This window comes from Jatrophihabitans sp. YIM 134969, from assembly GCF_054456675.1.
Genome location: NZ_JBTJEQ010000002.1, coordinates 163,359 through 189,510 on the forward strand (window position 1 = coordinate 163,359; position 26,152 = coordinate 189,510).

23 protein-coding genes and 1 riboswitch are annotated in these 26,152 nt (G+C 72.9%); of the genes, 11 read left to right on the forward strand and 12 right to left on the reverse strand.

Translation table 11 applies throughout. The annotated features are described in order from the left end of the window. The first annotated feature begins 89 nt into the window (after positions 1-89). From ACXR2U_RS01995 to ACXR2U_RS02005, 3 genes are read left to right on the forward strand one after another with little or no spacing between them, the layout of a single operon-like run. On the forward strand, positions 90-545 hold the full coding sequence (locus ACXR2U_RS01995) for a fluoride efflux transporter FluC (RefSeq protein ID WP_458823244.1): 456 nt from the start codon (positions 90-92) through the stop codon (positions 543-545). Next, positions 542-898, forward strand: a complete 357-nt coding sequence (locus ACXR2U_RS02000) for a fluoride efflux transporter FluC (protein WP_458823245.1) — start codon at positions 542-544, stop codon at positions 896-898. Before ACXR2U_RS01995 ends, ACXR2U_RS02000 begins: the two co-directional genes overlap by 4 nt. Positions 899-928: 30 nt before the next feature. Next, entirely contained in the window at positions 929-1,984 is a 1,056-nt protein-coding gene (locus ACXR2U_RS02005) for a hypothetical protein (protein ID WP_458823246.1), read from the forward strand. Here ACXR2U_RS02005 and ACXR2U_RS02010 read toward each other — a convergent pair. Further along, entirely contained in the window at positions 1,957-3,360 is a 1,404-nt protein-coding gene (locus ACXR2U_RS02010) for a glycine hydroxymethyltransferase (protein WP_458823329.1), read from the reverse strand. The two genes, ACXR2U_RS02005 and ACXR2U_RS02010, sit on opposite strands and share 28 nt — an antisense overlap. Before the next feature lie 88 nt (positions 3,361-3,448). Continuing rightward, positions 3,449-3,534: riboswitch (ZMP/ZTP riboswitch) on the reverse strand. A gap of 82 nt (positions 3,535-3,616) precedes the next feature. On the opposite strand from ACXR2U_RS02010, the gene ACXR2U_RS02015 reads away from it, so the two are divergent. Continuing rightward, a complete protein-coding gene (locus tag ACXR2U_RS02015; protein ID WP_458823247.1) occupies positions 3,617-4,777 on the forward strand; it encodes an acyl-CoA dehydrogenase family protein in 1,161 nt (386 codons plus the stop codon). 38 nt (positions 4,778-4,815) lie between these two features. Beyond that, the gene (locus ACXR2U_RS02020; protein ID WP_458823248.1) at positions 4,816-6,003 is read left to right on the forward strand and encodes an MFS transporter; all 1,188 of its coding nucleotides are present in this window, start codon (positions 4,816-4,818) and stop codon (positions 6,001-6,003) included. A gap of 56 nt (positions 6,004-6,059) precedes the next feature. Here ACXR2U_RS02020 and ACXR2U_RS02025 read toward each other — a convergent pair whose 3' ends face one another. Continuing rightward, positions 6,060-6,914, reverse strand: a complete 855-nt coding sequence (locus ACXR2U_RS02025) for a LysR family transcriptional regulator (protein WP_458823249.1) — start codon at positions 6,912-6,914, stop codon at positions 6,060-6,062. Between the two features lie 69 nt (positions 6,915-6,983). Here ACXR2U_RS02025 and ACXR2U_RS02030 point away from each other — a divergent pair, with 69 nt between their 5' ends. Next, positions 6,984-7,892: an EamA family transporter gene (locus ACXR2U_RS02030; RefSeq protein ID WP_458823250.1), complete on the forward strand. Its 909-nt coding sequence runs from the start codon at positions 6,984-6,986 to the stop codon at positions 7,890-7,892. Between the two features lie 131 nt (positions 7,893-8,023). On the opposite strand, the gene ACXR2U_RS02035 is transcribed toward ACXR2U_RS02030, so the two are convergent. Both ACXR2U_RS02035 and ACXR2U_RS02040 read right to left on the reverse strand, forming a co-directional pair. Continuing rightward, entirely contained in the window at positions 8,024-8,668 is a 645-nt protein-coding gene (locus tag ACXR2U_RS02035) for a L,D-transpeptidase (RefSeq protein WP_458823251.1), read from the reverse strand. 48 nt (positions 8,669-8,716) lie between these two features. Beyond that, entirely contained in the window at positions 8,717-10,033 is a 1,317-nt protein-coding gene (locus ACXR2U_RS02040) for an MFS transporter (protein WP_458823252.1), read from the reverse strand. Positions 10,034-10,079: 46 nt separating this feature from the next. Here ACXR2U_RS02040 and ACXR2U_RS02045 point away from each other — a divergent pair, with 46 nt between their 5' ends. Continuing rightward, complete coding sequence (locus ACXR2U_RS02045) at positions 10,080-10,505, forward strand: ATP-binding protein (protein ID WP_458823253.1); 426 nt, start codon at positions 10,080-10,082, stop codon at positions 10,503-10,505. Positions 10,506-10,526: 21 nt separating this feature from the next. Here ACXR2U_RS02045 and ACXR2U_RS02050 read toward each other — a convergent pair whose 3' ends face one another. The 5 genes from ACXR2U_RS02050 to ACXR2U_RS02070 all read right to left on the reverse strand — a co-directional run bounded on the left by ACXR2U_RS02050 (position 10,527) and on the right by ACXR2U_RS02070 (position 17,670). Next, on the reverse strand, positions 10,527-12,278 hold the full coding sequence (locus tag ACXR2U_RS02050) for an FAD-dependent oxidoreductase (RefSeq protein ID WP_458823254.1): 1,752 nt from the start codon (positions 12,276-12,278) through the stop codon (positions 10,527-10,529). A gap of 47 nt (positions 12,279-12,325) precedes the next feature. Then, positions 12,326-13,648, reverse strand: a complete 1,323-nt coding sequence (locus tag ACXR2U_RS02055) for a DUF1501 domain-containing protein (protein WP_458823255.1) — start codon at positions 13,646-13,648, stop codon at positions 12,326-12,328. Between the two features lie 47 nt (positions 13,649-13,695). Beyond that, complete coding sequence (locus ACXR2U_RS02060) at positions 13,696-15,210, reverse strand: DUF1800 domain-containing protein (protein ID WP_458823256.1); 1,515 nt, start codon at positions 15,208-15,210, stop codon at positions 13,696-13,698. Positions 15,211-15,391: 181 nt separating this feature from the next. Next, positions 15,392-16,129, reverse strand: a complete 738-nt coding sequence (locus ACXR2U_RS02065) for a TIGR03089 family protein (protein ID WP_458823257.1) — start codon at positions 16,127-16,129, stop codon at positions 15,392-15,394. Continuing rightward, positions 16,129-17,670, reverse strand: a complete 1,542-nt coding sequence (locus ACXR2U_RS02070; protein WP_458823258.1) for an LCP family protein — start codon at positions 17,668-17,670, stop codon at positions 16,129-16,131. The genes ACXR2U_RS02065 and ACXR2U_RS02070 overlap by 1 nt, the downstream gene beginning before the upstream one ends. Positions 17,671-17,784: 114 nt before the next feature. Here ACXR2U_RS02070 and rfbA point away from each other — a divergent pair, with 114 nt between their 5' ends. From rfbA to rfbD, 4 genes are read left to right on the forward strand one after another with little or no spacing between them, the layout of a single operon-like run. Continuing rightward, entirely contained in the window at positions 17,785-18,678 is an 894-nt protein-coding gene (gene rfbA / locus ACXR2U_RS02075; protein ID WP_458823259.1) for a glucose-1-phosphate thymidylyltransferase RfbA, read from the forward strand. Continuing rightward, positions 18,675-19,253 carry a dTDP-4-dehydrorhamnose 3,5-epimerase family protein gene (locus tag ACXR2U_RS02080; protein WP_458823330.1) on the forward strand — a complete coding sequence of 193 codons (579 nt, stop codon included), beginning with the start codon at positions 18,675-18,677 and terminating at the stop codon, positions 19,251-19,253. The genes rfbA and ACXR2U_RS02080 overlap by 4 nt, the downstream gene beginning before the upstream one ends. Further along, positions 19,250-20,248 (forward strand): dTDP-glucose 4,6-dehydratase, encoded by a 999-nt coding sequence (rfbB, locus tag ACXR2U_RS02085; protein WP_458823260.1) that lies wholly within the window; start codon positions 19,250-19,252, stop codon positions 20,246-20,248. The genes ACXR2U_RS02080 and rfbB overlap by 4 nt, the downstream gene beginning before the upstream one ends. Next, positions 20,245-21,120, forward strand: coding sequence for a dTDP-4-dehydrorhamnose reductase (rfbD, locus tag ACXR2U_RS02090; protein ID WP_458823261.1), 876 nt, complete (start codon positions 20,245-20,247; stop codon positions 21,118-21,120). Before rfbB ends, rfbD begins: the two co-directional genes overlap by 4 nt. Before the next feature lie 205 nt (positions 21,121-21,325). Here rfbD and ACXR2U_RS02095 read toward each other — a convergent pair whose 3' ends face one another. From ACXR2U_RS02095 to ACXR2U_RS02105, 3 genes are all read right to left on the reverse strand, one after another. Continuing rightward, the gene (locus ACXR2U_RS02095; protein ID WP_458823262.1) at positions 21,326-23,131 is read right to left on the reverse strand and encodes a hypothetical protein; all 1,806 of its coding nucleotides are present in this window, start codon (positions 23,129-23,131) and stop codon (positions 21,326-21,328) included. A gap of 140 nt (positions 23,132-23,271) precedes the next feature. Continuing rightward, positions 23,272-23,931: a DUF4232 domain-containing protein gene (locus tag ACXR2U_RS02100; protein ID WP_458823263.1), complete on the reverse strand. Its 660-nt coding sequence runs from the start codon at positions 23,929-23,931 to the stop codon at positions 23,272-23,274. Continuing rightward, a complete protein-coding gene (locus ACXR2U_RS02105; protein WP_458823264.1) occupies positions 23,928-25,991 on the reverse strand; it encodes a hypothetical protein in 2,064 nt (687 codons plus the stop codon). The genes ACXR2U_RS02100 and ACXR2U_RS02105 overlap by 4 nt, the downstream gene beginning before the upstream one ends. Positions 25,992-26,152 lie beyond the last annotated feature (161 nt).

Sequence of the window (26,152 nt, forward strand, 5' to 3'; positions counted from 1 at the left end):
GATCGCAACGGTCGGGGACGGACCGACTCGGTCCACGGTAGACCGCTTCGGTCCGCATCAGCCAGCCGGGGGCCGCCTACGATCGCCGCGTGCCGCCTCCGGGAACCGACCGTGCGGGCGGCGACCCCGGTGTCGCCCCGCCCCGGCCGCCGCTGGCGCCCGCGGCCGCCGCGGTGTTCGCCGGTGGGGTGCTGGGCGGACTCGCCCGGGAAGGCATCGTCGATCTCTGGCCCGGCGGGACGATCCCCTGGGCGGTGCTGGTCATCAACGTGGTGGGGGCGTTCCTGCTCGGTGTGGTGGTCGAGGTCGTCGCCGCGCGGTCGGCCCGCCGCCATCCGACGCTCGCCCTGCGGGTCACCCGCCCGTTCCTGGGTACCGGGTTCTGCGGCGGGTTCACGACGTTCTCCTCGCTCGCGGTCGCGCTGGACACCCTCACCCGCGACGGCCGGGCGGGGGCAGCCGCCGTCTACCTCACGCTGAGCCTCGCGCTCGGTCTGGCCGCGGCGGTGGCCGGCGGCGCGTTCGGCCGGCGGGTGGCGGCGTGATCGTGCTGGTCGCGGCCGCGACCGGGGTGGGTGCCGTGCTCCGCTTCCTGCTCGACACCGCGATCACCGCGCGCCGCCGCGGACGGTTCCCGCTCGGCACGTTCGTCATCAACGTGCTGGGGGCGTTCGTTCTCGGGCTGGTCACGGCGCTCGCGGCGCACGGGCGCCTCGGGGACGCGCCGTTCGACCTGCTGGGTCCGGGTCTGTGTGCCGGCTTCACGACGTTCTCGACGTGGATGTGGGAAACGCTGACGGCGTGGCGGGATTCGGCGCGGATCGTTGCAGTCAGCAACATCGTGCTGACCGTGGCGGTCGGCGGCGCCGCCGCGGCCCTCGGTCTCGCGGCCGGTTGACAAGTCGTTCTCTCGCGATATCGTTTCAGTGTGGAACGATCTGCGGACGACGTGCGGTTCGACCGTGCCTGCTACGTCGCCGCCGCCGTGCTGGTGGTCTCGGGCCTCCTCGCCGCGCTCGGTTGGCTGATCGTCGGTGGGCCCTGGGACGGCCCGGTGTCGCTGCGCAAGGCCCTCACGTTCGGGTTGGCGTTCGGCGTCACCGTGGCGACGGTGACCTGGTTGTCGACCCAGCTCGGGACGCCGGAACGGACGCGGCGTCGTCTGGTCGGGGTCTTCACGGCCGCGTGCGGGCTCGAGGTGCTGTTGGTGAGCGAGCAGGCGTGGCGCGGCGTGCCGTCCCACTTCAACCGCGACACCACCGTCGACTCGGTGGTCTCGACCGTGCTGGCCGCCGGTGGAGGGGTCATCGTCGTGTGCGCGCTGGTGCTGGCCCGAGCCGTGGTGCGGATGCCGGCGACCGTCCCGGCCTTGATGCGGCTGGCGATCCGCGCCGGCTTCGCGGGGTTCCTGCTGGCTCTCGGCGCGGGAATCGCGATGGTCGTCCGCGGGGTGACGCTGGGGGACAGTGCGGGCGCGACCGCGGCCTACGACGGCGCCGGCGCCTTCAAGCCGGTGCACGCCACGACGATGCACGCGATCCTGGTGCTGCCCGTGATCGCCTGGCTGCTGCTGCGGTCAGGGTGGGAACGGCGCACCCAGAGACGGTTGCTCTGGGCTGCGATCGCCGGGTACGCGCTCACCACGGCCGTCGTCCTCGTCGACACCGTGGCCGGCGTCGAGCCGTTCGCCGCCCGCGCCGCGGTGGTCGTGGCCATGGTCGCGGGCGGGCTGGTCACCGCCGGGGTCGGCGCCGCCGCCCTGGTGGGGGGGGGCGGCGGCGACCCGTCAGCATCACGCCAGAGGCGTGACCCCGGACCCCATGCTCTGCTGCGCGACGCCGGGGCACGGCGTCTGCTGCGTTGTCCTCGTCGCGGATACAACCGCGGTATCCGACTCCTCCTCCGCCTTGCATCCACCGCACCGCGACGCCGCTCGCGACGAGCGGGGGCCCGAGGTCACGCCTTGAGGTCCAATTCCGGGTAGAGCGGGTGCGCGCGGAGCATGTCGCTGGCGCCCGCCTGGGTCTTGTCGCGGACGGCCTCGGACAGCTCGTACTTCGCCTTCGACGGCGAGCCGTCGCTGGTCGAGGTCGGCTCGGTGTCGGTGAGGACGTCGACGATCAACTGCGCCACCGTGTCCATGTCGTCGGGGGTGAACCCACGGGTGGTCAGCGCGGGGGTGCCGAGCCGGACGCCGGAGGTGTACCAGGCACCGTTCGGGTCGCGGGGGACCGAGTTGCGGTTGGTGACGATCCCCGAGTCGACCAGCGCCGACTCCGCCTGCCGGCCGGTGACGCCGAACGAGGAGACGTCGAGCAGCACGAGGTGGTTGTCGGTGCCACCGGTGACCACGCTGCCGCCGCGGCGGACGAGGCCCTCGGCCAGCGCGCGGGCGTTGTCGACCACGGCGTGGGCGTAGGTCTCGAACTCGGGCTGGCGGGCCTCGGCGAACGCGACGGCCTTGGCGGCCATGACGTGGGGGAGCGGACCGCCGAGCACCATCGGGCAGCCGCGGTCGACGGCGTCGGCGAACTCCGGCTGACACAGCACCATGCCGCCGCGCGGGCCACGCAGCGACTTGTGCGTGGTGGTCGTGGTGATGTGCGCGAACGGCACGGGGTTCTCGTCGCCGGTGAAGACCTTGCCCGCGACCAGCCCGGCGAAGTGGGCCATGTCGACCAGCAGGGTGGCGCCGACCTCGTCGGCGATCTCGCGCATCGTGGCGAAGTTGATGCGGCGCGGGTAGGCGGAATAGCCCGCGACCAGGATCAGCGGCTTGAACTCACGGGCCATCTCGCGGACCTGCGCGTAGTCGACCAGTCCGGTCTCGGCGTCGGTGCCGTACGAGCGCTGGTCGAACATCTTGCCGCTGATGTTCGGGCGGAAGCCGTGGGTGAGGTGGCCGCCGGCGTCGAGGCTCATACCGAGCATGCGCTGGTCGCCGAAGCGGCGGCGCAGCGCGGCCCAGTCGGCCTCGGACAGGTCGTTGACGTTCTTGACGCCGGCGTCGGCGAGCGCGGGGGCCTCGAGGCGGGTGGCGAGGATCGACCAGAAGGCGACGAGGTTGGCGTCGATGCCGGAGTGCGGCTGGACGTAGGCGTGGGGGGACCCGAACAGGGCCTTGGCGTGCTCGGACGCGACCCGCTCGACGGTGTCGACGTTCTGGCAGGCCGCGTAGAAGCGGTGGCCGACCGTCCCCTCGGCGTACTTGTCGGAGAACCAGGTGCCCATCGTCAGCAGCGTCGCGGGTGAGGCGTAGTTCTCGCTGGCGATCAGCTTGAGCGAGTCGCGCTGGTCGGACAGTTCCTTGGTGGTCGCTGCGGCGATGGTCGGCTCGACCGCGGCGATGACGTCGATCATCGCCCGGTACGCGCTCGTGGTCGCGTTCGCGGCGGGGTGCAGGTAGCTGGGCACGGTGGTGGACTCCTTCTCCGGACGGGTTCCGGTGGCAGTTCGCCCAGGCGCGCGACGGGGTCGGCAGGTCCGCTCCCCGGTGGTCGAACCCACCTCACGGCGCCAGTCACGGACCCGTGCGGATCCTACCGGTGAACCGGCCTGGAGTGAGTTGGGTCCGAGGACGTTGGTAGGACGTCCGACCAGATGTCAGAGTGGGGGTATGACCGCGTCGTCAGCCGAGACCATGTTCGCCCTCACCGAGGAGCAGCATCTGCTGCGCCAGGCCGTCCGTGAGCTCGCCGAGGACAAGATCGCCCCGCGGGCCGCGGAGATCGACGAGACCGGCGAGTTCCCGCACGACGTCTACGAAGCGCTGCGCCGCAACGAGTTCCACGCCGTGCACATCCCCGAGGAGTACGGCGGGGTCGGCGCCGACGCCCTCGCGACCGTGCTGGTCATCGAGGAGGTCGCACGGGTCTGCGCGTCGAGCTCGCTGATCCCGGCCGTCAACAAGCTCGGGACGATGCCGGTGATGCTGGCGGGCGACGAGGACCTCAAGAAGCGGGTGCTGGGGCCGGTGGCCTCGGGCGAGGCGATGTTCTCCTACGCGCTGTCCGAGCGGGAGGCGGGGTCCGACGCCGCGGCCATGAAGACCCGCGCGGTCCGCGACGGCGACTCGTACGTGCTCAACGGGTCGAAGATGTGGATCTCCAACGCGGGCGTGTCGACGTACTACACGGTCATGGCCGTCACCGACGCCTCGAAGGGGCCGAAGGGCATCTCGGCGTTCGTCGTGCACAAGGACGACCCGGGCTTCTCGGTCGGCGCGAAGGAGCGCAAGCTCGGCATCCACGGCTCGCCGACCTGCGAGATCTACTTCGACGACTGCCGCATCCCCGCCGACCGGCTGATCGGCGAGGAGGGGACGGGCTTCAAGACCGCCCTGCGCACGCTCGACCACACCCGGTTGACCATCGGCGCCCAGGCGCTCGGGATCGCGCAGGGCGCCCTCGACGCCTCGATCGCCTACGCCAAGGACCGGCAGCAGTTCGGCCAGCCGATCGCCGCCAACCAGGGCCTGCAGTTCCTGCTCGCCGACATGGCCATGAAGGTCGAGAGCGCCCGCTCGCTCATCTACGTCGCGGCCGGCGCCTCGGAGCGGCAGGACGCCAACCTCACGTACCTCTCGGCCGGCGCGAAGGCGTACGCCTCGGACGTCGCGATGCAGGTGACCACCGACGCCGTCCAGGTCTTCGGCGGCTACGGCTACACCCGCGACTTCCCGGTCGAGCGCATGATGCGCGACGCCAAGATCACCCAGATCTACGAGGGCACCAACCAGATCAACCGCATGGTGATGGCGCGTCAGCTGCTGAAGTAGGCGGCTGACGGCGGGCGCTCGCCCTACAGTCGGTCGGCGTGGCAGGTCCCGTCGCCGCGGTCCGCGGGTACCGGCGCGACGCGCTGACCTGGGTGGCGTTCGCGGCGCTGTTCGCGTTCGGCGTGCTGAACGCCGTCCTCGGGCCGGTGTTGCCGTACCTGCGCGCGACGCAACACACGTCATACCTGGTCGGATCGTTGCACCAGGTGGCGTTCGCGGTCGGGTACGTCGCGGCGGGGGTGCAGGCCAGTCGGTCGCACGCGCCCCGCCGCCCGGTGATCGTCGGGGGCCTGCTGGTCGCCGCCGCGGCGGGGGTCGCGCTCGGGTACGGCCACGTCCTGGCCGTCACGCTGCCCGCGGTGCTCGTCATGAGCGCCGCGGCGACCGCGGCGTTGATCCGGGTGTGGGCGGTGCTCGCCGACCACCACCGGGAACGGCGCGCGGTGGCGATGACCGAGGGTGAGGTGTCGGTCAGTCTCGCCGGGGTCGTGACCCCGTTGGTGATCGGGGCGTGCGCGGCGTCCGCGCTCGGCTGGCGGTTCTCGATGGTCGTGACGGCGGCGATCGTCGTGGTCGCCGTGCTGGCCGTGCGCCGGGCTCCGATCCCGGAGGCGCTCGCGCCGGCGCCTCCGCCGCCTCCGGGATGGGTGACGACGCTCCCTCGTCGACGCCGGTTGCCGCCGACGCTGGTCACGATCCTCGCGGTGGTCTCACTGGAGATGACCCTGAGCTTCTGGGCGGCGAGCTACCTGCACGACGTCATCGGCCTCGACCGGGACACCGCGGCGACGTCGGTGAGCGTGCTCTACGCGGCGCAACTGCTCGGTCGGGTGCTGGCCAGCCGGCTGGCGCGGCGGGTGACCCCGGCCGTCCTGCTGCGCGCCGCCCTGGTCGTCGCGCTCGCCGGGTGCCCGGTGCTGCTCGCCGCCGGGTCGCCGGCCGTGGCACTGGTCGGGCTCGGGGTGGCGGGTTGCGGCATCGGCGGCATGTTCCCGCTCGCGGCGTCGCTGCACGTCGCCGCGAGCCCACGCAGCGCCGACCAGACCCTGGGTCAGATCCTCACCGTCGCGGGCGTCGGTCAGGTCGTCGGCCCGCTCGCGGCCGGGATCGGTGCGCAGCTCGCCGATCTGCGCGCCGGCCTGCTGGTGCTGCCCGTGCTGGTGGTCGTCGCCGCGGCGACGACCTGGCACCGGCGCCCGGTGCCGGTGGTGGGCGCGTCGGTCTGACAGTCCGGGTGCGATCCGCGGAGGTGGGAGCTGTCACCCGCCTCCGCCGGCGTGGGTCAGGAGCGGCGGTAGAGCTCGGTCGCGAGGGCGACGGCGTCGGTGACGGACGGGTGCGGGTCGTCGCGCCACCAGACCAGGTGGACCGGGAGCGGGGCGACGTCGCGGATCGGGCGGTAGACGATCTCCGGTCGGCGGTACTGCGCGGCGGTGGCCTCGGCGGTGATGCCCACGACCCGACCGGCGCCGATGGCGGCCAACCAGTCGTCGACGTCGCGGACGTCCTCGGTGACGGGGCGGGAGCCGGCGGGCCAGAGTTCGACCGTGGTGGTGCCCGCCCGACGGTCGACCAGCAGCGTGCGGGTGCCGATCTCGGCCATGGTGAGGGACCGCCGACGCGCCCACGGGTCGTCGGCGGCCAGGGCGACGAACCGGCGTTCCAACCCGACGATCGCGGCGGCGAAGCGGGCCGGGTCGGGGCGGGTGCGGGTGACCGCGATGTCGCAGGCGCCCTCGGCGAGCCCGGCGGTGGCGGAGTTGGTCCGCACCAGGTGCAGCGACACCTGCGGGTGTGCCGTGGCCCAGCGTCGCTGGAACGCCGTGGTGTGACGCCCGAGCGCCGACCAGGCGTGACCGAGGCGCAGGTCGGTGTGGCCGGTGGTGGCGTCGCGGACGAGGTCGTCGGCCTCGGCCAGCAGCCGCCGCGCCCGGGCGATGACCCGAGTGCCGGCGGGGGTCGGCGTCAGCGAGCGGGTGGTGCGGCGCAGGAGACGGACGCCGAGGTCGGCCTCGAGTGAGGCCAGCGTGCGCGACACCGCCGCCTGCGAGACGCCGAGGTCGATGGCGGCGTCGGTGAACGTCCCGCAGTCGACGACCGCCAGCAGGCACCGCAGTTGCCGCAGCTCGACACTCATGCGCTCATCGTATGAGTAGGTCGGGTTGTGCATTTCTCGTATGGACGGACGCGCGGCAGGGTGGGGAGCGTGACCACCACCACCGACGCACCCACCGTCGCGCCGGCGGCCGGACACCGTGATCGCGCCGAGGGACCGGTCGACCGGGTCGGCTTCGCGCTCATGCTCGGTAGCGGCGCGTCGAACCAGACGGGTGCGGCGGTCGCCGCGCTGGGGTTCCCGGCGCTCGGACCGGTCGGGGTCGTCGCCATCCGGCAGTGGGTCGCGGCCGTGGCGATGCTCGCCGTCGCCCGGCCGCGGGTGCGGGCGTGGACGGCCCACGAGTGGCGGCCGGTGCTCGCCCTCGCGCTGGTGTTCGCCGGCATCAACGTCTCGCTGTACACGGCCGTCGACCGCATCGGCCTGGGCCTCGCGGTCACGCTGGAGTTCCTCGGCCCGCTGACGGTCGGCCTGCTCGGGTCCCGGCGCCGCCTCGACGTGCTGTGCGCGCTCGCCGCGGCCGCCGGGGTCGTGGTGCTGACCCGCCCGCAGCCGTCCACCGACTACGTCGGCATCGGCCTGGCCTTCCTCGCCGGCGCGTGCTGGGCCGTCTACATCCTCGTGAACCGCACGCTCGGCGCCCGGGTGCCGGGGCCGTCGGGACCCGCGGTGGCGCAGGGGGTCTCGGCCCTGGTCTACGTGCCGCTCGGCGTCCTCGCGCTGGTGCACGGCCATCCGACGTGGGGCGCGGTCGGCGCGGCCGCCATCGCCGGGGTGCTGTGCTCGGCCCTGCCGTTCCTCGCCGACCTCGCCGCCCTGCGCCGCGTGCCGGCCCGGTTCTTCGGGGTGTTCATGAGCGTCAACCCGGTCTTCGCCGCGGCCGCCGGCTGGGTCGTGCTCGGTCAGGGCCTCGCCTGGTCGTCGTGGCTCGCGATCGGGCTCATCGTCGCGGCCAACGTCGTCAACGCCGTCGCCTCGGCCCGCGCCGGGCGCGCCTGATCGCGCCAACGGACCTCGGCGAGTGGGCACTTTCCCCCGTGAGTGGGCGGGAATTCATGCTCACTCGACGGGAGATGTGCCCACTCATCGGACCTGGGGTGACGGCGCTCCACCCACGTGGAGGGGCGGGGTCAGGCGTCGATGGTGACGACGGTGCCGACCTGGGCCCAGCGGTAGACCCAGCCCATGGCGTCGGTCGGCAGGTGGACGCAGCCGTGGGAGCCGTCGGTCCGCCAGCCGGCGGTGCCGAAGGTGAAGGTCTGCCACTGCGCGTCGTGCAGGCCGAAGTCGCCGTCGTAGGGCATCCAGTACTCGACGTGCTCGGAGTAGCCGGGGCCGACGAGGTCACGGTCGGTCTGCTTGTACTGGATCGTCCACGTGCCGACCCGGGTCTCCCGCGACGGGATCGGGACGCCGGTGGTGACCGGCGTGGAGAGCCGGAGCCGGTTCGTGTCGCACGCCCAGGCGTGCTGGGTGCGGATGCTGACCACGAACCACTGCGGGCGGCTGTTGCCGGCGCAGATCGTGGCGTCCTGCGGGTTGCGCGCCGCGGCCAGCGTGACCGGCGCCGAGAGTTCCTCGGACGAGGCGACCGGTGTGCTCGCGGGTGTGCCGGCGGCGGCCGGCGGCTCGGCGCCACTCCCGCCCGGACGCACGAGGACGGCGATCGTGACCAGCAGCAGCACCGGGACGGCGTAGGCCCGCCACCCGAACCGCTCGACGACCCGCAGCCACCCGGACCGCGCCGGGGAGGCGTCATGCACGGGGCCGCTCACGTCCCCCAGTGTGCCCCACCGCCGTCCTCACGCCCGCCGACGCGCAGCTCACGCGAGCGGGTGGTCGAACCACCGTCGGCGGTGCAGCGGGAACGGCAGGACGTCGCCGCGCGCCTGCCGCACCAGCAGATACGCCCGGGCGCGCCGCCACCACAGCAGCAGCTGGACGATGCCGACCGCCTGCACCGCGACCAGCACCAGCATCGCGACCCGGAAGTGCTCGGGGCTCTGGCCGCCGAGCAGGCTCAGCACGATGCCGACGCCGAGGGCGATGACGACCGTGGCGAGGAAGCCCGCGGTGTTGACCACGCCCGTGGCGGTGCCGACGGCGGTGCCCTCGTTGTAGTCGCGGGCCAGGCTGAACGCGATCATCGACGACGGCCCCCCGAGCGCGGTGAACGCGACGACCACCACGACCACGGCCGCGGACGGGTGGGCCGGCGCCAGCACGACCAGCCAGCCCACGACCGTCCCGACGCCCACCACGACCGCCACCGGCACCCGCACCGACGGCCGCCGGGTCAACAGCGCCCCGAGCGACGGCCCGCCCGCCGCCGACACCGCGACGGTCAGCAGCAGGACCAGGCTCGCGGTCTCGGGGGTCATGCCGACCGCGGTCACCAGGTACGGCTGACCCCAGAGCACGCCGAACGCCGTCGTCGCCGACGTTCCGGTGAAGTGGGTCCAGAACCCGACCCGCGTGCCGGGGACGGCCCACGCCGCCCGCACCGAGCGGGCCAACCGGATCCGGACCGCCCGCCACGCGGCCGCGCCACCGGCGAACCGGCGGGGTGGCGCACCCGGCAGGAGCACCCACACCAGCGCGAAGGTCACGGCCGACAGCGCCGCGAGGGCGGTGAAGCAGGTCGCCCACCCGAGGTCGCGCAGGGCGACGGCCAGCGGGAACGTCGCGATCATGTTGCCGACGATCCCGAAGGTGCCGGTCAGCGCGACCACGAGCGGGTACCGCGCCGGCGGCATGCGGGTGGCGGCGAAGCGCAGGACGCTGACGAACGTCATCGCGTCGCCGATTCCCAGCACCCCACGCGCGAGCAGGGCCAGCGGGTAGTTCGGTGCGATCGCGAACAGGGCCTGGGCGACGGTCATGGCCGCGGCCGCAGCGAGCAACAGCCGGCGCGGGCCGAACCGGTCGACGAGCAACCCGGCGGGGATCTGTCCGGCGGCGTACAGACCCAGCTGCACCAGGACGAACACGGACAACTGCGCCGACGTGATGTGGAACCGTTGCACCGCGAGCAGACCGGCCACGCCGAGTGATGTCCTGTGCAACACCGCGAGCAGGTAGACGCTGCACGCCACGAGCCACCCGCGGACGGCCGTGGCGTTTCCCACTGCGCCGGACACGCTGCTCAGCCTACTTTTGCCCGTCGTTCAGACTACTTTTGCCTCTGTGTGCCGCGAGTTCGTCGTGACGCTGCCCGCCACCGGGTCGGCCGCTGCCGCCGGACGCGCGGAGATCGAGTCGACGCTGACGCGGTCGTTCTCCGAGCCGGGCCGGCTGGTCGACGACGCCGTGCTGGTCGGCTCCGAGCTGCTCACCAACGCGCTGCGGGCGGGTGCGCCGTCGGTCGTGTTGCGGGTCGAGTCGCACGTCGACGAGGTGGTGGTCGGTGTCCGGGACGACATGCCCGGACGCCCGCAGGCCCTCCCGGAACCCGAACCGACCGAGATCGCCGGCCGGGGACTCGCGGTGATCGCCCGCGTCGCCGCCGAGTGGGGTGTGCGGGAGAAGGGCACCGGCAAGGAGGTGTGGGTGCGGCTGCCCGTGCCGGCCGGGGTCGCGGCCCGGTTCAACTGCGAGCACGCGCCGACGTAGGGCGGGCCCTCGGGGAGCCGGTCAGCCGGACGAGGGCGCCTCGGCCAGCGGTCGTCCGCCGGGCTGGTGGCGGGTGATGTCCAGGGCGACCGGCACCGGTCCGCGGCGCAGGGCGCCGACGGCGGTCGGCGGGACGACCGGCGCGACCGGGTCGACCGGCTCGAGGCGGCGGTAGGGCTCGCCCAGGGCGGGCCGGGGGTCGGCCTCGCCATTGCTCGGCCACAGCGAAATCGCGCGTTCGGCCTGGGCGGTGATCGACAGCGACGGGTTGACGCCGAGGTTGGCCGACAGCGCCGAGCCGTCGACGACGTGGACGCCCTCGTGGCCGTAGAGCCGGTGGTAGGGGTCGATGACACCGGTGGCGGGGGAGTCGCCGATCGCGCAGCCGCCGATGAAGTGGGCGGTCATCGGGATGTTGAACAGCTCGCCCCACGTGCCGCCCGCGACGCCGTCGACGTTCTCGGCCAGCTGCCGGGTGGCGGCGACACCCGCGGGGATCGAGGTCGGGTTCGGCTCGCCGATGCCCTGCCGGGAGGTGAGGCGGCCCAGGCGGGTGCGCGACACCGTGATGGAGTTGTTGAGCGACTGCATGACCAGCAGGATGATCGTCCGGTTCGACCAGCGCTTCATCGTCAGCTGCAGGTCGGCCATCTCGCGGGGGCTGCGGCGCACGGCGTCATGGAGCCACTGCTTCCACCGCTGCCGACGGGTGCCGCCGTCAGTCAGCTGGGTGACCATGAGGCCCATGAGGTTGCTGCCCTCGCCGTAGCGGCAGGGCTCGATGTGCGTGTCGTCGTCGGGGAACCAGGACGACGTGATGGCGACGCCCGAGCGGTAGTCGGCGGCGCGGTCGCGGGCCTTCACCCCGAGCAGCGCCTCGGAGTTGGTGCGGGTGAGTTCACCGAGGCGGTCGGAGATGCCGGGCAGTGAGCCGCTGCTCTTGAGCCGGTGCAGCAGGGTCTGCGTTCCGTACGTGCCGGCGGCGAACACCACCTGGTCGGCGGTGAAGGTGCGGCCCCGGCGGAACCGTCCGGTGGGCACGGTCGTCACCTCGTAACCGCCGCCGGTGCGGGGACGGACGTCCTTGACCGTGGTGAGCGGGTGGACCACGGCCCCGCCGCGTTCGGCCAGGGCCAGGTAGCCCAGGTCGAGGGTGTTCTTCGCGCCGTGCCGGCACCCGGTCATGCACTCGCCGCACTGGATGCAGCCCGTGCGCTCCGGACCCATCCCGCCGAAGAACGGGTCGGGCACGGTGACGCCGGGTTCCTCGCGGCCGTCGCGGCCGAAGAACACCCCGACGTCGGTGGGGGTGTAGGTCTCGGCCCGCCCGGCCTGCTCAGCCAGGCGGCGCATCTCGAGGTCCATCGGCGTCGTGGTCGGGTTGGTGACGACCCCGAGCATCCGCCGGGCCTGGGCGTAGTGGGGGCCGAGCTCGGACTTCCAGTCGGTGATGTGCGCCCACTGCGGGTCCTCGAAGAAGGCCCGGCCGGGTTCGTAGAGGGTGTTGGCGTAGTTGAGCGAGCCGCCGCCGACCCCCGCGCCCGCGAGGATGACGACGTCCTTGAGCAGGTGGATGCGTTGGATCCCGGTGCAGCCCAGGTGCGGCGCCCAGAGGAAGTTGCGGACGTCCCAGGAGTTCTTCGGCAACGTCTCGGGGGTGAAGCGACGGCCGGCCTCGAGCACGCCGACCGTGTAGCCCTTCTCGACCAGCCGCAGCGCGGTGACGCTCCCGCCGAAGCCGGAGCCGATCACCAGGACGTCGTAGTGCGTCACCCGCGCGACGTTACCCACGGGTAACCGATACCGCCAGTACCGCGTGGTCAGGCGGCGCGGGCGATGCCGAGGGTCCCCAGCGAGGCACCGGGGAACACCCCGGACAGCGACCCCGCGCCGAGGCGGACGGTGGCGAGTTCACCGAGGACGTCGAACGGCGAGTTCAGCGCCGCGACGTCGCCCTGGTCGAGCACGCCGTCGGACAGCGGCTTCCAGGTGCCGGCGACCTGCGCCGAGGCCAGCCCGCCGCCCAGCAGCCACATCAGGCCGCCGTAGCCGTGGTCGGACCCGCCGCTGCCGTTCTGGGCGACCCGACGTCCGAACTCGCTCATGACCGCGACCGTGACGCGCGAGCGACGCTGCGGGCCGAGGTCGGTCATGAACGCCGCGAGCGACCGGGCGACGGCGTCGACGTTGTTGTCCAGGTCGTTCGCCTCGTCGGTGTGGGTGTCCCAGCCGCCGACGTCGACGGTCGCGACCTGCAGCCCGACCTCGGCCCGCAGCATGGTGGCGAGATCGGCGAGCGACCGGGCGAACTCGTTGTTGCTCGGGTACGCGGCGCCGTTCTGTGCCCCCGCCGCGGCGCGAGCCGCCGCGGCGGTGTCGAGCGCCTGCACGGTCGTGGCGACGTCCTCGGGCAGCGACCCCGGCAGACCGCGGTAGAGGCTCGCCATCGCCTCCACGGCGCGGGTCTCGTAGTCGTCGCCCCAGGACGGCATGGCGAAGTCCTGCAGGGTGGCCATGGTCAGCTTCTGCTCGGTGCCGAGCATGGACACCGGCGTGCTGTAGCCCGAGGCCACGGCGCGGAACGTCGTGCCCGGTCCGAGGCTGGTGAGCAGCCGGTCGAGCCAACCGTTGGTCGAGGTCGGCGCGCCGCCGGTCTCGAGGAAGCGCTGCGCGTCGAAGTGGCTGCGGGTCGGACTGGTCGCGACGGCCGGGACGAAGGCCAGCTCGCCCGATCCCCACAGCGGGAGCAGAGGCGACAACCGTCCGTTGGCGGCCCAGCCGCCGGCGCCGTCCAGCGGGCGCAACGCGCTCGAACCCGGGACCAGGCCCGGGCGCACCGCACGCAGGTAGTCGCCACCGAGCGAGGGAGCGTCGGGGACGAGCACGCGCAGCCAGTCGCAGCCGCCGCGCAGGAAGATCACGACCAGCGTGTTGCCGTTGCTCGTCGCGGGGTCGGCGAACGCCGCGCGGGTCGTGACCAGTTGGGTCCCGAGCGCCGCGACCCCGGCCATGCCCACGCCCTGCAGGAAACGACGACGGGTGAAGCCGCGGCTCCACAGGCGTTCCTGCTCGCGAAGATCGTTGCACACAGCATCGGCGTGGGCGGTGAGCCCGGTGGTGCCGAGCATGTCGGTGGTGGTCACGGGGGTTCTCCTCGGGGGTGGAGGGTGGTGCGGGGGAGCGGTGGCGGTCAGCGGTAGGCGTGGGGAGCGCTGTGGAGGATGAGCGCGGCGACGTTGGCCGCCTCCCACTGCATGCGGCTGCGGGTGAGGGGGAGCAGTTCGTTCTCGCCCAGGTAGAGCAGCAGGGCCAGGCGGTCACTCGCGGACAACGGTTGGCCCAGCAGCGTGGTCGCGATCGCGTCGAGCGAGGCGCCGACGGTGAGCGGGGCGAGGCCGCCGAGGAACCAGCCGTCGGGGATGTCGCCGAAGTCGTCGGACATCCAGTTCTGGGCCAGGCCGAACTGGTTGCGCCACATCGTCAGCAGGTTTCCCGAGGACCTCCACGCCGCGGCGACGTCGGGGTAGCCGTTCGGGGCGGGCCAGGCGAGCGGGCGCTGGCCGGTGGTCTGCAGCGACCACGACAGGTCGGCGACGGCGTCGTCGAGCCGGCCCGCCTGGTCCACGGGGGTCAGGCCGAGGGCGCGGACGGTGGCGAGGAGGTTCTCCTGCGGCCGCCGGGTCTTCTGGCCACGGCTCTCCCAGAACTCGGTCGAGCGCATGATCGTCTTCAGCATCGGCACGATCGCGGTGTCGTTCGCGAGGTACGCCGCCGCCACGGCCTGCACCAGTTCGGCGCTGGGGGTGTCGGAGACGAACCGCACGCACAGCTGCCGGGCGAGTTTCGCCGCCGTCATCGGGTGGTTCGCCAGGTACTTCAGGTAGAGGTCGCCGACCGACTCGCCCTTCGCCGGGCTGTTGTTGAGGTGGCTGAAGCCGAGCACCTTGACCTTGCCGAGCCAGTGCGCGCCCTGACTCCAGGCGTAGTCCGAGACCCGGTAGTCGATGCCGCGCCCGGTGAGGATGCGGGCCGAGTTCACGACGTCGGTCTGCGTGTAACCCGCCTCGATCCCGACCGTGTGCAGTTCCAGCAGTTCCCGGCCGAGGTTCTCGTTGGGGGCGTCGTACGTCGACACGTCGTTGTTGAGGTACGCCAGCATCGCCGGGTGCTTCATGGCGGCGAGGAGCATGTCGCGGTACTTGCCGAACGCGTACGTGCGGATCACGTCGCGGTCGTAGGAGGCCCGCGTGGCCCACACACCGTCGCTGAAGTTCGCGACGTTGAGCTTGTTGGAGAAGAAGTCGACGACCGTCTCGTACAGCTGGGCGGGGCTCCACGTCTGCAGGGCGATCGTCGCCTTGCTGAGCTGGTCCATCGAGTCCCAGCCGTACTCGTTGCCTCCGGCCTTGAGTGCCGCTCGGGTCTGCGGCGGCCGCATGCCGAGGTACGGGTAGAGGGTCGCCAGGGCGGGCATCGCCGAGGTGCCGGGCTTCTTCTTGCCGAGCGCCACCTGCGCGTCGAACCAGGTGTCGGGGACGACGGTCGTCGTGCCCTTCACCGGGCCGAACGCGAAGCGGGACAGCAGGTGGCGGGTCGGGTTCCAGGCCAGGGGCCCGGAAGTGCGCTTGGCCGCGCCGGACGCCTTGACGGCGGCGATCGCCTCGGCGGCGGTGGCACGGATCAGGGGGGCAGGGGTGGCTGCCACGGATCACCTCGGGGGATGGTGTCAGTGCAGTACGGGGGGACGGGTTGTGCGCTGTTCGGGGGAACAGGTCGTGCGGTGGGTTCCGACCGGATACCCCGGCCTCATGATCGGCTAACCGTTTCCCGGTACGGAAACGCAGGTTCTCAAGGCCGAACCGGGCATCTCCGGGCGAACTGTCGCCTCAGGTGACGACGTCGGCGCCCTCGGTCGTGGCCAGGGCCTGCGCCCGTTCCGCGCCGAGGGGGGCGTCGCCGGTGACGAGCACGAGGGAGCCCGCGACCGTCCACGGGCCGACCACCACGGTCGTGACGTCGCCTCCCGAGAGCGGCCCGCTCCACAGCAGCCGGCCCGCGGCCGCGGTGAGTCCGAGGTCGGCGGCGCGGGCGGTGGCGGCGGCCACGAGGTCGGCGCGGGTCGCGCCGTCCAGGGCGGGGTCGCTCGCAGCCCCCCGGGCCGGCCCGAGCCGGTCGGGGTGGGGACGCAGGGCCGTAGGCAGGTCGCGGGAGCCGGGCGGGGATCCCGGGGCGTCGTCGGGTGCGCCGAGCTGCAGCGGCGAGGAGGGATCGAACGTGAACACCTCGTCGGCGTCGACCGTGACGGCGCCGCCGCGGACCACCACCGCGGCGTCGACGGCCGTGTCCGCGGTGGTGACGACCTCGGCGCCTGCGACCCAGATCCCGGCGAGCAGACCGGGCAGCAGCCAGTGGCCGACCGGGTCGACGAACACCCGGTCGCCCGGTCCGAGGCCGAGTTCGTCGCCGAGGAGCCCGGCGGTCTTGGCCGCCCAGTTCGCGACCGAACGGGCCGAGAGCTCCACCCGCGCGGCACGCCCGGGTGTCTCGTCGTACCAGGTGACGAGCGGGACGTCGGGCCGCTCGCGCAGCACGGCGGCGAACAGCGCCTCGGGGGTGTCGGCCATCAGTTGATGCAGGAGATGTCGGACGCGGCGCGGGTGCTGGCCGACGCACTCGTGGCGGCCGTCTCCGGCGGCGGCGCGGCGGCCGTGGTGGAGGCGGCGGCGCTCGGGTCCTTCACGCCGACGCCGTTCGCGCCGATGACCAGCGTGACCGTGCTGACCGAGGAGGTCTGCACGTAGGTCGCGCCGGGGACCACCTTCGCCAGGGTCTTGGCCTGGCCCGCCTGGCCCGCCGGGAAGCGGATCTGGGTGGCGTCGGCGCCGCCGTCGAAGTTCCCGATCGTCCCGACCTGGTAGCCCGCGGACGTCAGGAGGTCGGCGTTGGACTGCGCGACGCCGCCCGTGTCGCTGCCGTTGAGCACGTCGACGCTGAAGCTGCCGGGCGCGACGGGCGCGGCCTTGGCGACGGTGTCGGCGGTGTTGCCGATGATCTGCTGGACCTCCTGCTGCACCTGGGCCGGGTCGACGCCGAGGACGTCCTGCCCGTCCACGGTCTCGTTGCCGGTGGTCGGGATGGTCGCGAACGTGATGTTGCCGGCCCGCAGGTCCTGGACCTGGCGGGCGAGCGACAGCAGGTCCAGGCTCTTGTCCTTCAGCAACGACGAGCTCACGGCGTCGACGAGGTCGTTGAGCTTGAAGGGGTTGACGAGCGTGCCGGCGGAGCTCACCTTCCGGAACACGGCACCGAGGAAGTACTGCTGGCGGGCGATGCGGTCGAGGTCGCCGCGCGGCAGGCCGTGGCGCTGCCGCACGAAGGCCAGGGCCTGCTTGCCCTCGATGCGGCTCACGCCGGCCGGGAGGTCGATGCCCGAGAACGGGTCCTGCTGCGCGGCGTTGAGGCACACGTCGATGCCGCCGAGCGCGACGCTGATGCGGTAGAAGCCGAGCAGGTTGACCTGCAGGTAGTGGTCGATCTTGAGGCCGGTCAGCTGGCTGATCGTCTCGGCCGTCAGCTTGATGCCGGCGCTCTGGGCGGCGATCTCGTCCCCACCGTCGGACTTGGCCTGGTTGTAGGCGTTGCTGTACGCCGCGTTGATGCGGTTCTCGCCGTACCCCGGGATGTCGACGTAGGAGTCGCGGGGGAACGAGATGAGGCTGGCGCGCGAGCCGTCGGCCGGCACGTGCAACAGGATCATCGTGTCGGTGTTGACGCTGCCGCCGTCGTCCTCGGTCGAGAGCTCCTGCAACTCGGCGGGGGTGGCGCCGGCGCGGCTGTCGTTGCCGATCAGCAGGATGTTCTGGTCCTTGCCGTCGAGGTCCGCGCCGCCGGAGTCCAGGTCGTCGCCCGTGGCGATGTTCGAGGTGAACTTCTGGTAGGTGGCCCAGGCGTAACCGCTGCCCACCAGGATGACCAGCGAGAGAGCCGCGGCGGCGATGCGCACCAGCGTCGTGGTGCGGCGGACGGCGATCCGACGCCGCCGGCCCGGCACCGCGACGTCACGTCGCGACGCGCGCCGGCCGCGGGGGTCGAGGTCGGGGGGCAGGGGCGCCGCGCCCCGGTCGTCGAGCGGGCGCCGAGGATCCGGTCCCGGGTGACGTGCCATGCGGGCCAGGGTAGAGCCGGGGTCGCTGAGAACCGGTCATCCCGCCTCTGCCGGGAGGGTCGGAGGACGTCGTCGCCCGGCCGGGTCCGGGCCGGTCCGATAACCTCCCGAGACGTGAAGGGCATCGTGCTGGCCGGCGGCTCCGGGACCCGACTGCACCCGATCACCCGGGCGGTGTCCAAGCAGCTGTTGCCGGTCTTCGACAAGCCGATGGTCTACTACCCGATCTCGGTGCTCATGCTGGCCGGGATCCGCGACATCCTGATCATCACGACCCCGCACGACCAGGAGCAGTTCCAGCGGCTGCTCGGTGACGGCAGCCAGTGGGGCGTCTCACTGACGTACGCGGCCCAGCCGTCGCCGGACGGCCTCGCGCAGGCGTTCCACATCGGCGCGGACCACGTGGCGGGCGGGCCGGCCGCGCTGGTGCTGGGCGACAACATCTTCTTCGGCCACGGCTTCGGCGGGACGCTGCAGCAGGCGGTCGCGGGCATCGAGGCGGGCGGCGGCTGCACGCTGTTCGGCTACCGGGTCGGCGACCCCGAGCGGTACGGCATCGCGAGCGTCGACCGCGACGGCATGCTCACCGACATCGAGGAGAAGCCGGCCCAGCCGAAGACCAACCTCGCCGTCACCGGCCTCTACTTCTACGACTCCGACGTCGTCGAGATCGCCCGCGACCTCACGCCCTCCGCCCGCGGCGAGTTGGAGATCACCGACCTCAACCGCGTCTACGTGGAGCGCGGCTCGGCGCGGCTGGTCGACCTCGGCCGGGGCATGGCCTGGCTCGACACCGGGACGATGGACTCCCTGCTCGAGGCCGGGCAGTTCGTGCAGGTGCTGCAGCATCGGCAGGGCGTCCAGATCGCGTGCCTGGAGGAGATCGCCCTGCGGCGCGGGTGGATCGACGTCGAGCAGGCGCTCCGACTCGGTGCGGAGATGGGCAAGTCGAGCTACGGCGCCTACGTGGTGCGGGTGGCCGAGGACTACGCGGCGGGCCGGCTCTGATGGTGAAGATCGTGCCGATGGCGGTGGCCACGACGGCCATCGACGGGCTGCTGGTCATCACCACCAAGGCCGTCACGGACGAGCGGGGCACGGTGCGGGAGTTCTTCCGGACCAGCGGTTTCGCCGAGGCCGGCGTGCCGGTGCCCGACCGTTGGGAGCAGGTCAACATGACCTGGACGCACACGGGCGGCGTGCGTGGTCTGCACGGCGAGGCCATGACCAAGCTCGTCGGCATCGCGGCCGGTGAGGCGTTCGGGGCGTACGTCGACGCCCGCCCCGGCTCGGCCACCCACGGCGCGGTCGTGACCGTCCCGCTCGCCGTCGGCACCCAGGTGCTCGTGCCGGCGGGGGTCCTGAACGGGTTCCAGGCCGTCTCCGACGGCGGTTGCCAGTACCTCTACTGCTTCGACAGCGAGTGGCGTCCGGGGATGGCCGGTGTGGCCGTCACCCCGCTCGACCCGGCGCTCGGCATCGACTGGCCCCTGCCGCTCGACCCCACCGACCCCAGCCGCGTGTCGGCCAAGGACGCCTCGGCACCGCTGTTCGCGTCGCTCTCCGAAGGGACTGTTGCATGACGCAACGCATTCTCGTGACCGGCGGCGCCGGGTTCATCGGGGGGAACTTCGTCCGGCTGACCCTCGCGGAACGCCCCGACGTCGAGATCACCGTGCTGGACAAGATGACCTACGCCGCCTCGCGGGCCGTCGTACCGACCGACGACCGGGTGCGCCTGGTCGAGGGCGACGTCGCCGACGCCGCCGTGGTCGACCCGCTGGTCGAGGCCTCGGACCTGGTGGTGCACTTCGCCGCCGAGTCGCACAACGACAACTCGCTGCGTGACCCCTCGCCGTTCGTGCAGACCAACCTCGTCGGCACGTTCACCTTGCTCGAGGCGGTGCGCCGCACCGGCGTGCGCTACCACCACATCTCCACCGACGAGGTCTACGGCGATCTCGAACTCGACGATCCCGCGAAGTTCACGGCCCAGACCCCGTACAACCCGTCGAGCCCGTACTCCTCCACCAAGGCCGGTTCGGACCTCCTGGTGCGCGCGTGGGTGCGGTCGTTCGGGGTGCAGGCGACGATCTCGAACTGCTCGAACAACTACGGGCCGTGGCAACACATCGAGAAGTTCATCCCGCGGCAGATCACCAACATCCTGTCGGGCTTGCGGCCGAAGGTGTACGGCACCGGCGCCAACGTGCGCGACTGGATCCACGTCGACGACCACAACCACGCGGTGTGGGACATCATCGACCGTGGCCGGGTCGGCGAGACCTACCTCATCGGCGCCGACGGTGAGCGCGACAACCTCACCATCGTGCGGCTGCTGCTGGAGATCACCGGCAACGACCCCGACGGGTACGACCTGGTCGCCGACCGCGCGGGCCACGACCTGCGCTACGCGATCGACGCCAGCGCGCTGCGCGCCGAGCTCGGGTGGGCACCGCGCTACGCCGACATCGAGGCCGGGCTGCGGCAGACCGTCGGCTGGTACGACGCGAACCGCGACTGGTGGAGCCCGGCCAAGGCCGACGTCGAGGCCCGCTACTCCGTGGCAGGCCAGTGACCCGCTGGCTGGTCACCGGCGCCCGGGGGCAACTCGGGTCGCGGCTGGTCGATGCACTGGCGGCGGTCGGTGAGACCGAGGTCGTCGCGCTCGGCAGCACCGACCTCGACGTCACCGATGCGGCCGCCGTGGAACGCACGGTGGTCGAGGTGCGTCCGGACGTCGTCGTCAACGCCGCGGCGCACACCGCGGTCGACGCCGCCGAGACCGACGTCGACGCCGCCTACGCGGTGAACCGTGACGGCCCGGCGCACCTGGCCGCGACGCTGGCCCGGCACCGCGGGCGGTTGGTGCACGTCTCGACCGACTACGTCTTCGCCGGCGACGCCGACCGACCGTACGAACCGGCCGACCCGACCGGCCCGCGCACGGTCTACGGCGCGTCCAAGCTCGCCGGTGAGCAGGAAGTGCTGCGACTGTTGCCGAGTGCATCGGTGGTCGTCCGGTCGGCGTGGATCTTCGGTGGCCCCGGCCCGAACTTCGTGGGCACGATGCAACGGTTGGAACGCGAGAAGGACACGATCGACGTCGTCTCCGACCAGGTGGGTTCGCCGACCGCCGCGCCCGACCTCGCCGTCGGACTGGTGGAACTCGGTCGGCTGCTCGCCACCGGCACGCACGTGACCCCCGTGCTGCACGCCGTCAACAGCGGCGTGGCCTCCTGGTACGACCTCGCCCGCGCGACGTTCGCCGCCGTCGGCGCCGACCCCGACCGCGTGCACCCGACCACGTCCGAGGCGTTCGTCCGCCCGGCGCCCCGTCCCGCCTGGTCGGTGCTCTCTCCCACCGCCTGGGACTCCGCCGGTCTCACCCCCCTGCGTCCGTGGACCGAGGCCCTCGCCGCCGTCGTCGCCGAGTCCTCCTCGTCCTGAACCGGTGAGTGGGCACCTGTCCCGCCCCCGGAATCTGGCGAGTGGTCACCTGTGTCGCCCCCCGAATCTGCCGAGTGGTCACCTTCCCCGGTGAGTGGTCACGAATTGCTGACCACTCGACGGGAGAAGTGACCACTCACCAGATCTGGGGTGGTGGGTCTCCGAGGGGGCGTGCCGGGCGTGCGGGGTGGTGGTGGGCGGCGGGTCAGAGGGTGGAGCCGCGGAGGCGGGAGTCGCGGTGGAACATCGGCCACTGGCCCGGGCCGGTGACCGTGGTGGCGGTCGCGCCGTTGAGCTGGAAGTGCAGCGCGACGCCGCGGCCTTGACCGTTGTAGCCGATCACGGTGACCCCGATCCTGCCGCCCGGGTCGAGGGTGACGGCGGGGGTGTTCTGGACGCCGACGCCCGGCGCGAGCTGGCCGGTGACCCGGCCGGTCGCGGCGTCGAGGACGGTGACCCCGCCGGTGTGACCGACGAGCAGGCTGCGGCGCCCGGCGATGTCGATGCTCGTGATCTGGCCGAACACCCGACCGCTCACGGTCGCGTTCCACCGGGCCCGGCCGGTGGCGCCGTCGAGGACGTAGACGCTGCTGTTCGTGCCGTGGCTCGCGGCGGTGACGACCTCGAGCGAACCGTTGCCGTCGACATCGATCAGCGACGGGCTGGCGCCGGTCGCGCCGTTGAGCACCGCCCGCCACTTGACGCCGCACCGGGTGTCGAGCGCGAACAGGGCGTTGGTGTCGGACGCGCCGGCGTAGTGGGTGCCGGTGCCGACCACGATCCCGACGGCACCGCCGGACAGGAACCGGCCGACAGCGGGGGAGGACTGCACGACCTGGTTGGTGTTGCGCTCGCACACCAGGGCCAGCGCGGGTGACGAAGCCCCGGCGGCGCCGGTGTTCTTGACGATCCGGATGTGCCCGCCGTTGGTGTACTGCCGCCCGTACGCCAGGCCCGCGGTGGAGTCGCCGCCCATGATCACCTCGTCGCGGCCGTCGCCGGTGAGGTCGGCGAGCGCGGGGGTGCTGAAGTTCGTGTCGGCCTGGAACCACGGGAACCCGCGCAGCGGGCCGCCGCCGGAACCGAGCGCGTAGCCCATCTGGCCCATGGCGCCGCCGACGATGTCCAGTCCCGACTGGAGGTTCCCGACCGCGACCGAGCTCATGACACCGACCGTCGCCGTCCCGGTCGGCAACGCCCGCGGGCGCACCGTCCACAGCGGTGTGCCGGTGCCGGACCACGCCGAGATGCCGCCGGCGCTCGGCCGTGCCGACGTCCCCACGCCGACGTAGATGCGGGAGCCCGCACCGGTCCCGGCGATCGCGGGTGTGGAGTCGACGGCGACGCCGCCCGTGCTGACCGGCCAGCCGGCGACGCTGGCGCCGTTCGAGGTGTGGAACGCGTTGAGGCCGCCCGCGCGGGTGCCGAAGACCACCGACGTGCCCGCGGAGTCGAGGGTGCCGACCCCGGGCGAGGCGAGCGCGGCGGACGAGCCGGGGGCGCCGAGGACGTGGGTCCACACCTTGGTGAACCGCGGGTCGGCCGAAGCGCCGTCGAGACCCGACGTCGCGCCCGCCGTGCCGCTGCGCCACACCACACCCGCCGTGCTGCTCGAGATCCAGAGCTCGCCGGTGTTGGTGACACCCGGCACGACACCGGGGTGACCGGCCGTGCCGCTCGACCAGAGCACCGTGGCGCCGTCGCGCAGCACCAGGTTGCCGTCGCTCTGCATCGCCAGGGACGCGCCCGGGTGGCCGCTGGTGCGGGTCTGCCACAGCGCGTCGGGGCTCGCCGAGCCGCGGTAGCGCAGGACGAAGTTGCCGTTGCTCTCCACCCCGGCGGTGAAGCGGCCGTCCGCGCTGGTCCACGGCCCGGCCGTGGCCGCGGTGGTGGCCGCCGTGGCCGGGACGCCCACCGCGCTCGTGCCGACCAGGGCGGCGCCCCCGGCGAGGGCGGTGACCACCAGCGTCAGGACGGGGCGGGGACGGCGGGCGGGGGTGGGACGCGGCATCGCGGACTCCGGAGGTCGGGGGTCAACCGGGTGGAGACGGGCTCCTGAGGTCTCCGGGGACGCTAGGTCGCCCCGGTTCAGATCCGCAAGTCGAACTCAGGGAGCCGGTCAAGAACCCTCGACGTCTGCTCAAGACAGTGTCAGGGAGTGGGTTGCGTCCCCGGCGTGAACGGGCGCACCGACAGCGTGCACGGCGGCAGCGACAGCGCGACGACGACCTTCGGTGCCGCGGTCGTGGCCTGCACCTCGACGAAGGCACTGCGGCTGTTCGCCTGGCAGGTGCTGGAGCTGTCCTGCAGCAGGGTGCTCGCCGTCGCACCGGGCTCCAACGCGCCCGCGGCCCCGCCCGCCCCGACGGCGGCCGCGACCGCCGTCACCGGGCCGCGGCTGGCATCGAGCAACCGCAGGGCGGGCACGCCCGGCAGCCCGCAGCGCGAGGTCCCGCGGTTGGTGACGCTGATGAGCCCGTAGGTGATGCCCGCCGCGCCGGGCACCCGGGTCGCGGTGACGTCGAGGTCGGCGCACGCGGCGAGCGCGGGCGCCGTCGGGCTCCCGGTGGGGCCGGTCGGCGCGGTCGACGTGGGCGCCGACGAGGTCGGCGTCGGCGGGGCCGAGGTCGTCGCCGTGTCGCTGTCGGACGGCAGGGGTGACGACGAGGTCGGGCTCGACGTCGTCGGCACGGCCGAGGTCGTCGCGGCGGTCGACCCGCCGGCCGTGCCGCCGCCGCTGGTGCAGCCCGCGAGGGCGAGCACCCCGAGGGCGCCGAGCAGCGCGACGCCGCTCGCCGCGCGACGGGTCACCAGTCGATCCGCAGGTCGGTCAGGTAGGCCAGGTTGCTGATCGCCGTGCGGGAGTCGGCCCGCAGCTGGTTCCACAGCGTGTGCCAGGCGTCGACCGCGCCCATGCTCGTGCAGCTGCCCGCCTGCCGGCAGGCGGTCACCTCGGTGAGGGGACCCGCGAAGGTCATGGCCCGACCGGTGGCGTTGCGGCCGATGAGGCTGATGTTCGCCCACTGCCGGGCCATCGAGGTGAAGTAGATCTGCACCAGCGGCAGCGAGCGGGCGGCCATCATCCCATAGGTCAGGTCGTAGAGGACCTTCGGCGTCCACCCGAAGTTGCAGGTCGCCGTGCTGCCGAGGGTCTGCGGGCAGCCGTCGGCGGACCCGGTGTTGACGAACGGCGCCCCGCTGTTGGCGAGGAACCCCTGCATCCAGCTGACGGCCTGGGCGGGCGAGCCGGCGAAGCCCGGTTCGATGTCGTTGGCCGCGGCGATCGTGACCCGGCCGCCGGGGTTGACGTACGCCGCGATCGGGTCGACGACCTGGTCGGCCCAGATCTTCCCGCCGACCGCGCCCAGCCCGGCGTCCTCGCCGTCGTTGTTGGTGCCCACGGCCACGGTGAGGTGCGAGTACGGCTGCATGCAGCCGCGGTAGCCGTCGACGTAGGACTTCACCGCGTTGACCACGGCGGTGTTGCTGATCAGCCCGGTCGACGCCGTGAGGTTCACACCCCAGCCGCCCGGCGCGTGCGTGCTCTGGGCGCCGAAGGCGAGGAACGTCAGGTACTTCTTGCCGTTGGGCACGGCGCGGGCGTCGCTGCAGCCGGCGGTGCGCATGAACGTCAGGTCGGCCGAGGAGCCGTCGAGGTTGCGCAGGTACCGGCTGACCGCGACCGGCGGCGGCGCGCTGGTCGGCGGGAACGTGACCGGCGGCCGGGGACGGCTCTTGCTGGCCCACAGCGCCACGTTGGTCGAGGAGCGGACCACGAGGTTGCCGTCGGTCTGGAGCATGATGTACGCCCCGCGCGTCCCGGTGCTCCACAGCGCCTGCCCGTTCGACGCCCGGACGACGAAGTTGCCGTCGCTCTGCATGGTCGAGGTGACCGCGCCCCACCCGGCGGTGTTGCTGGTCCAGATCGCGGTGCCGGCGCTGCGGATGACGAGGTTGCCGTCGGTCTGCTGGGTGATCGTGGCCGTGCCGCTCTTGAGCATCTGACCGGGTGACAGCGCCTGACCCAGCTTCAGCCGGTCGGGCGAGGTCGCGGCCGGCGGCGGCTGCGGGATGGGGCTGCGCGAGGACCACACGATCGCGCCCGACGTGCTGCGGGCGATGAGGTTGCCGTCGTCCTGCATCGTCATCGTGCCGGGAGTGGCGTTCCGGGTGCTCGCGGTCCAGAGCGCGACGGTGAGGCCGTAGAGCACGACGTTGCCGTCGGTCTGGAACAGGAACCGCTTGCCGGGCTGGCCGCCCGACGGAGCGGTCCAGAGCACCCGGTCCTCGGTGCGGATCGTGAACACGCCCGCGGTGTCGAACCTCGCGGTGACCGTGCCCGCCGGTGAGGTGAGGAACGCCGACGGCGTCAGCGGGGTGCCCGCGGGGACCGACGACCCGAGCGAGACCGGGGTCGGCACCACGGCGGTGTTGCTGTGCCACTTCACCACCCCGTTCGCGGTGATGATCGAGACGTCGCCGTCGTCCTGCAGCAGCAGCTTGGTGGCGCCCGAGCCCGCGGTGCGGCTCGTCCAGACGGCGGCGTTGGCCGCGTTGCGCATCACGGCGTTGCCGTCGCTCTGCATCCACAGCCGCACGCCGGTGCCGGTGGTCTTGGTCGACCACATCGCGCCCCGGGCGCCGTAGAGGGCGAGGTTGCCGTCGCTCTGCATCGTCAGGCGGTACGTGCCGTTGCTCGAGGTCAGGCTCGAGTTCGTGGCGAGCACCGCGCCCGCGGCGAGCGAGTTCGGCCCGGCCGCGGCGGCCGGGCCGGCAGCGGTCAGGGTCCCGGCGGTGGCGAGGACGGCGGCGACCAGGACGCCTGCGACCCGTGCGGTGGCACGGCGGTGCGGGCGGGGGGAGTGGGGCATGGGGGTGGGTTCTCCGCGATGTCTCGCGCGGCCCGTACGGGGGTGGGCCGCTCGGTCGACCCACTGTCACACGGCGTTTCGGCCCGCGCAGTGCCATCTGTCGGACTGTGACCTGGTTGTTGCGCACGAGGCGCATGTGACGGAAGTGAACGAGAAGTCGC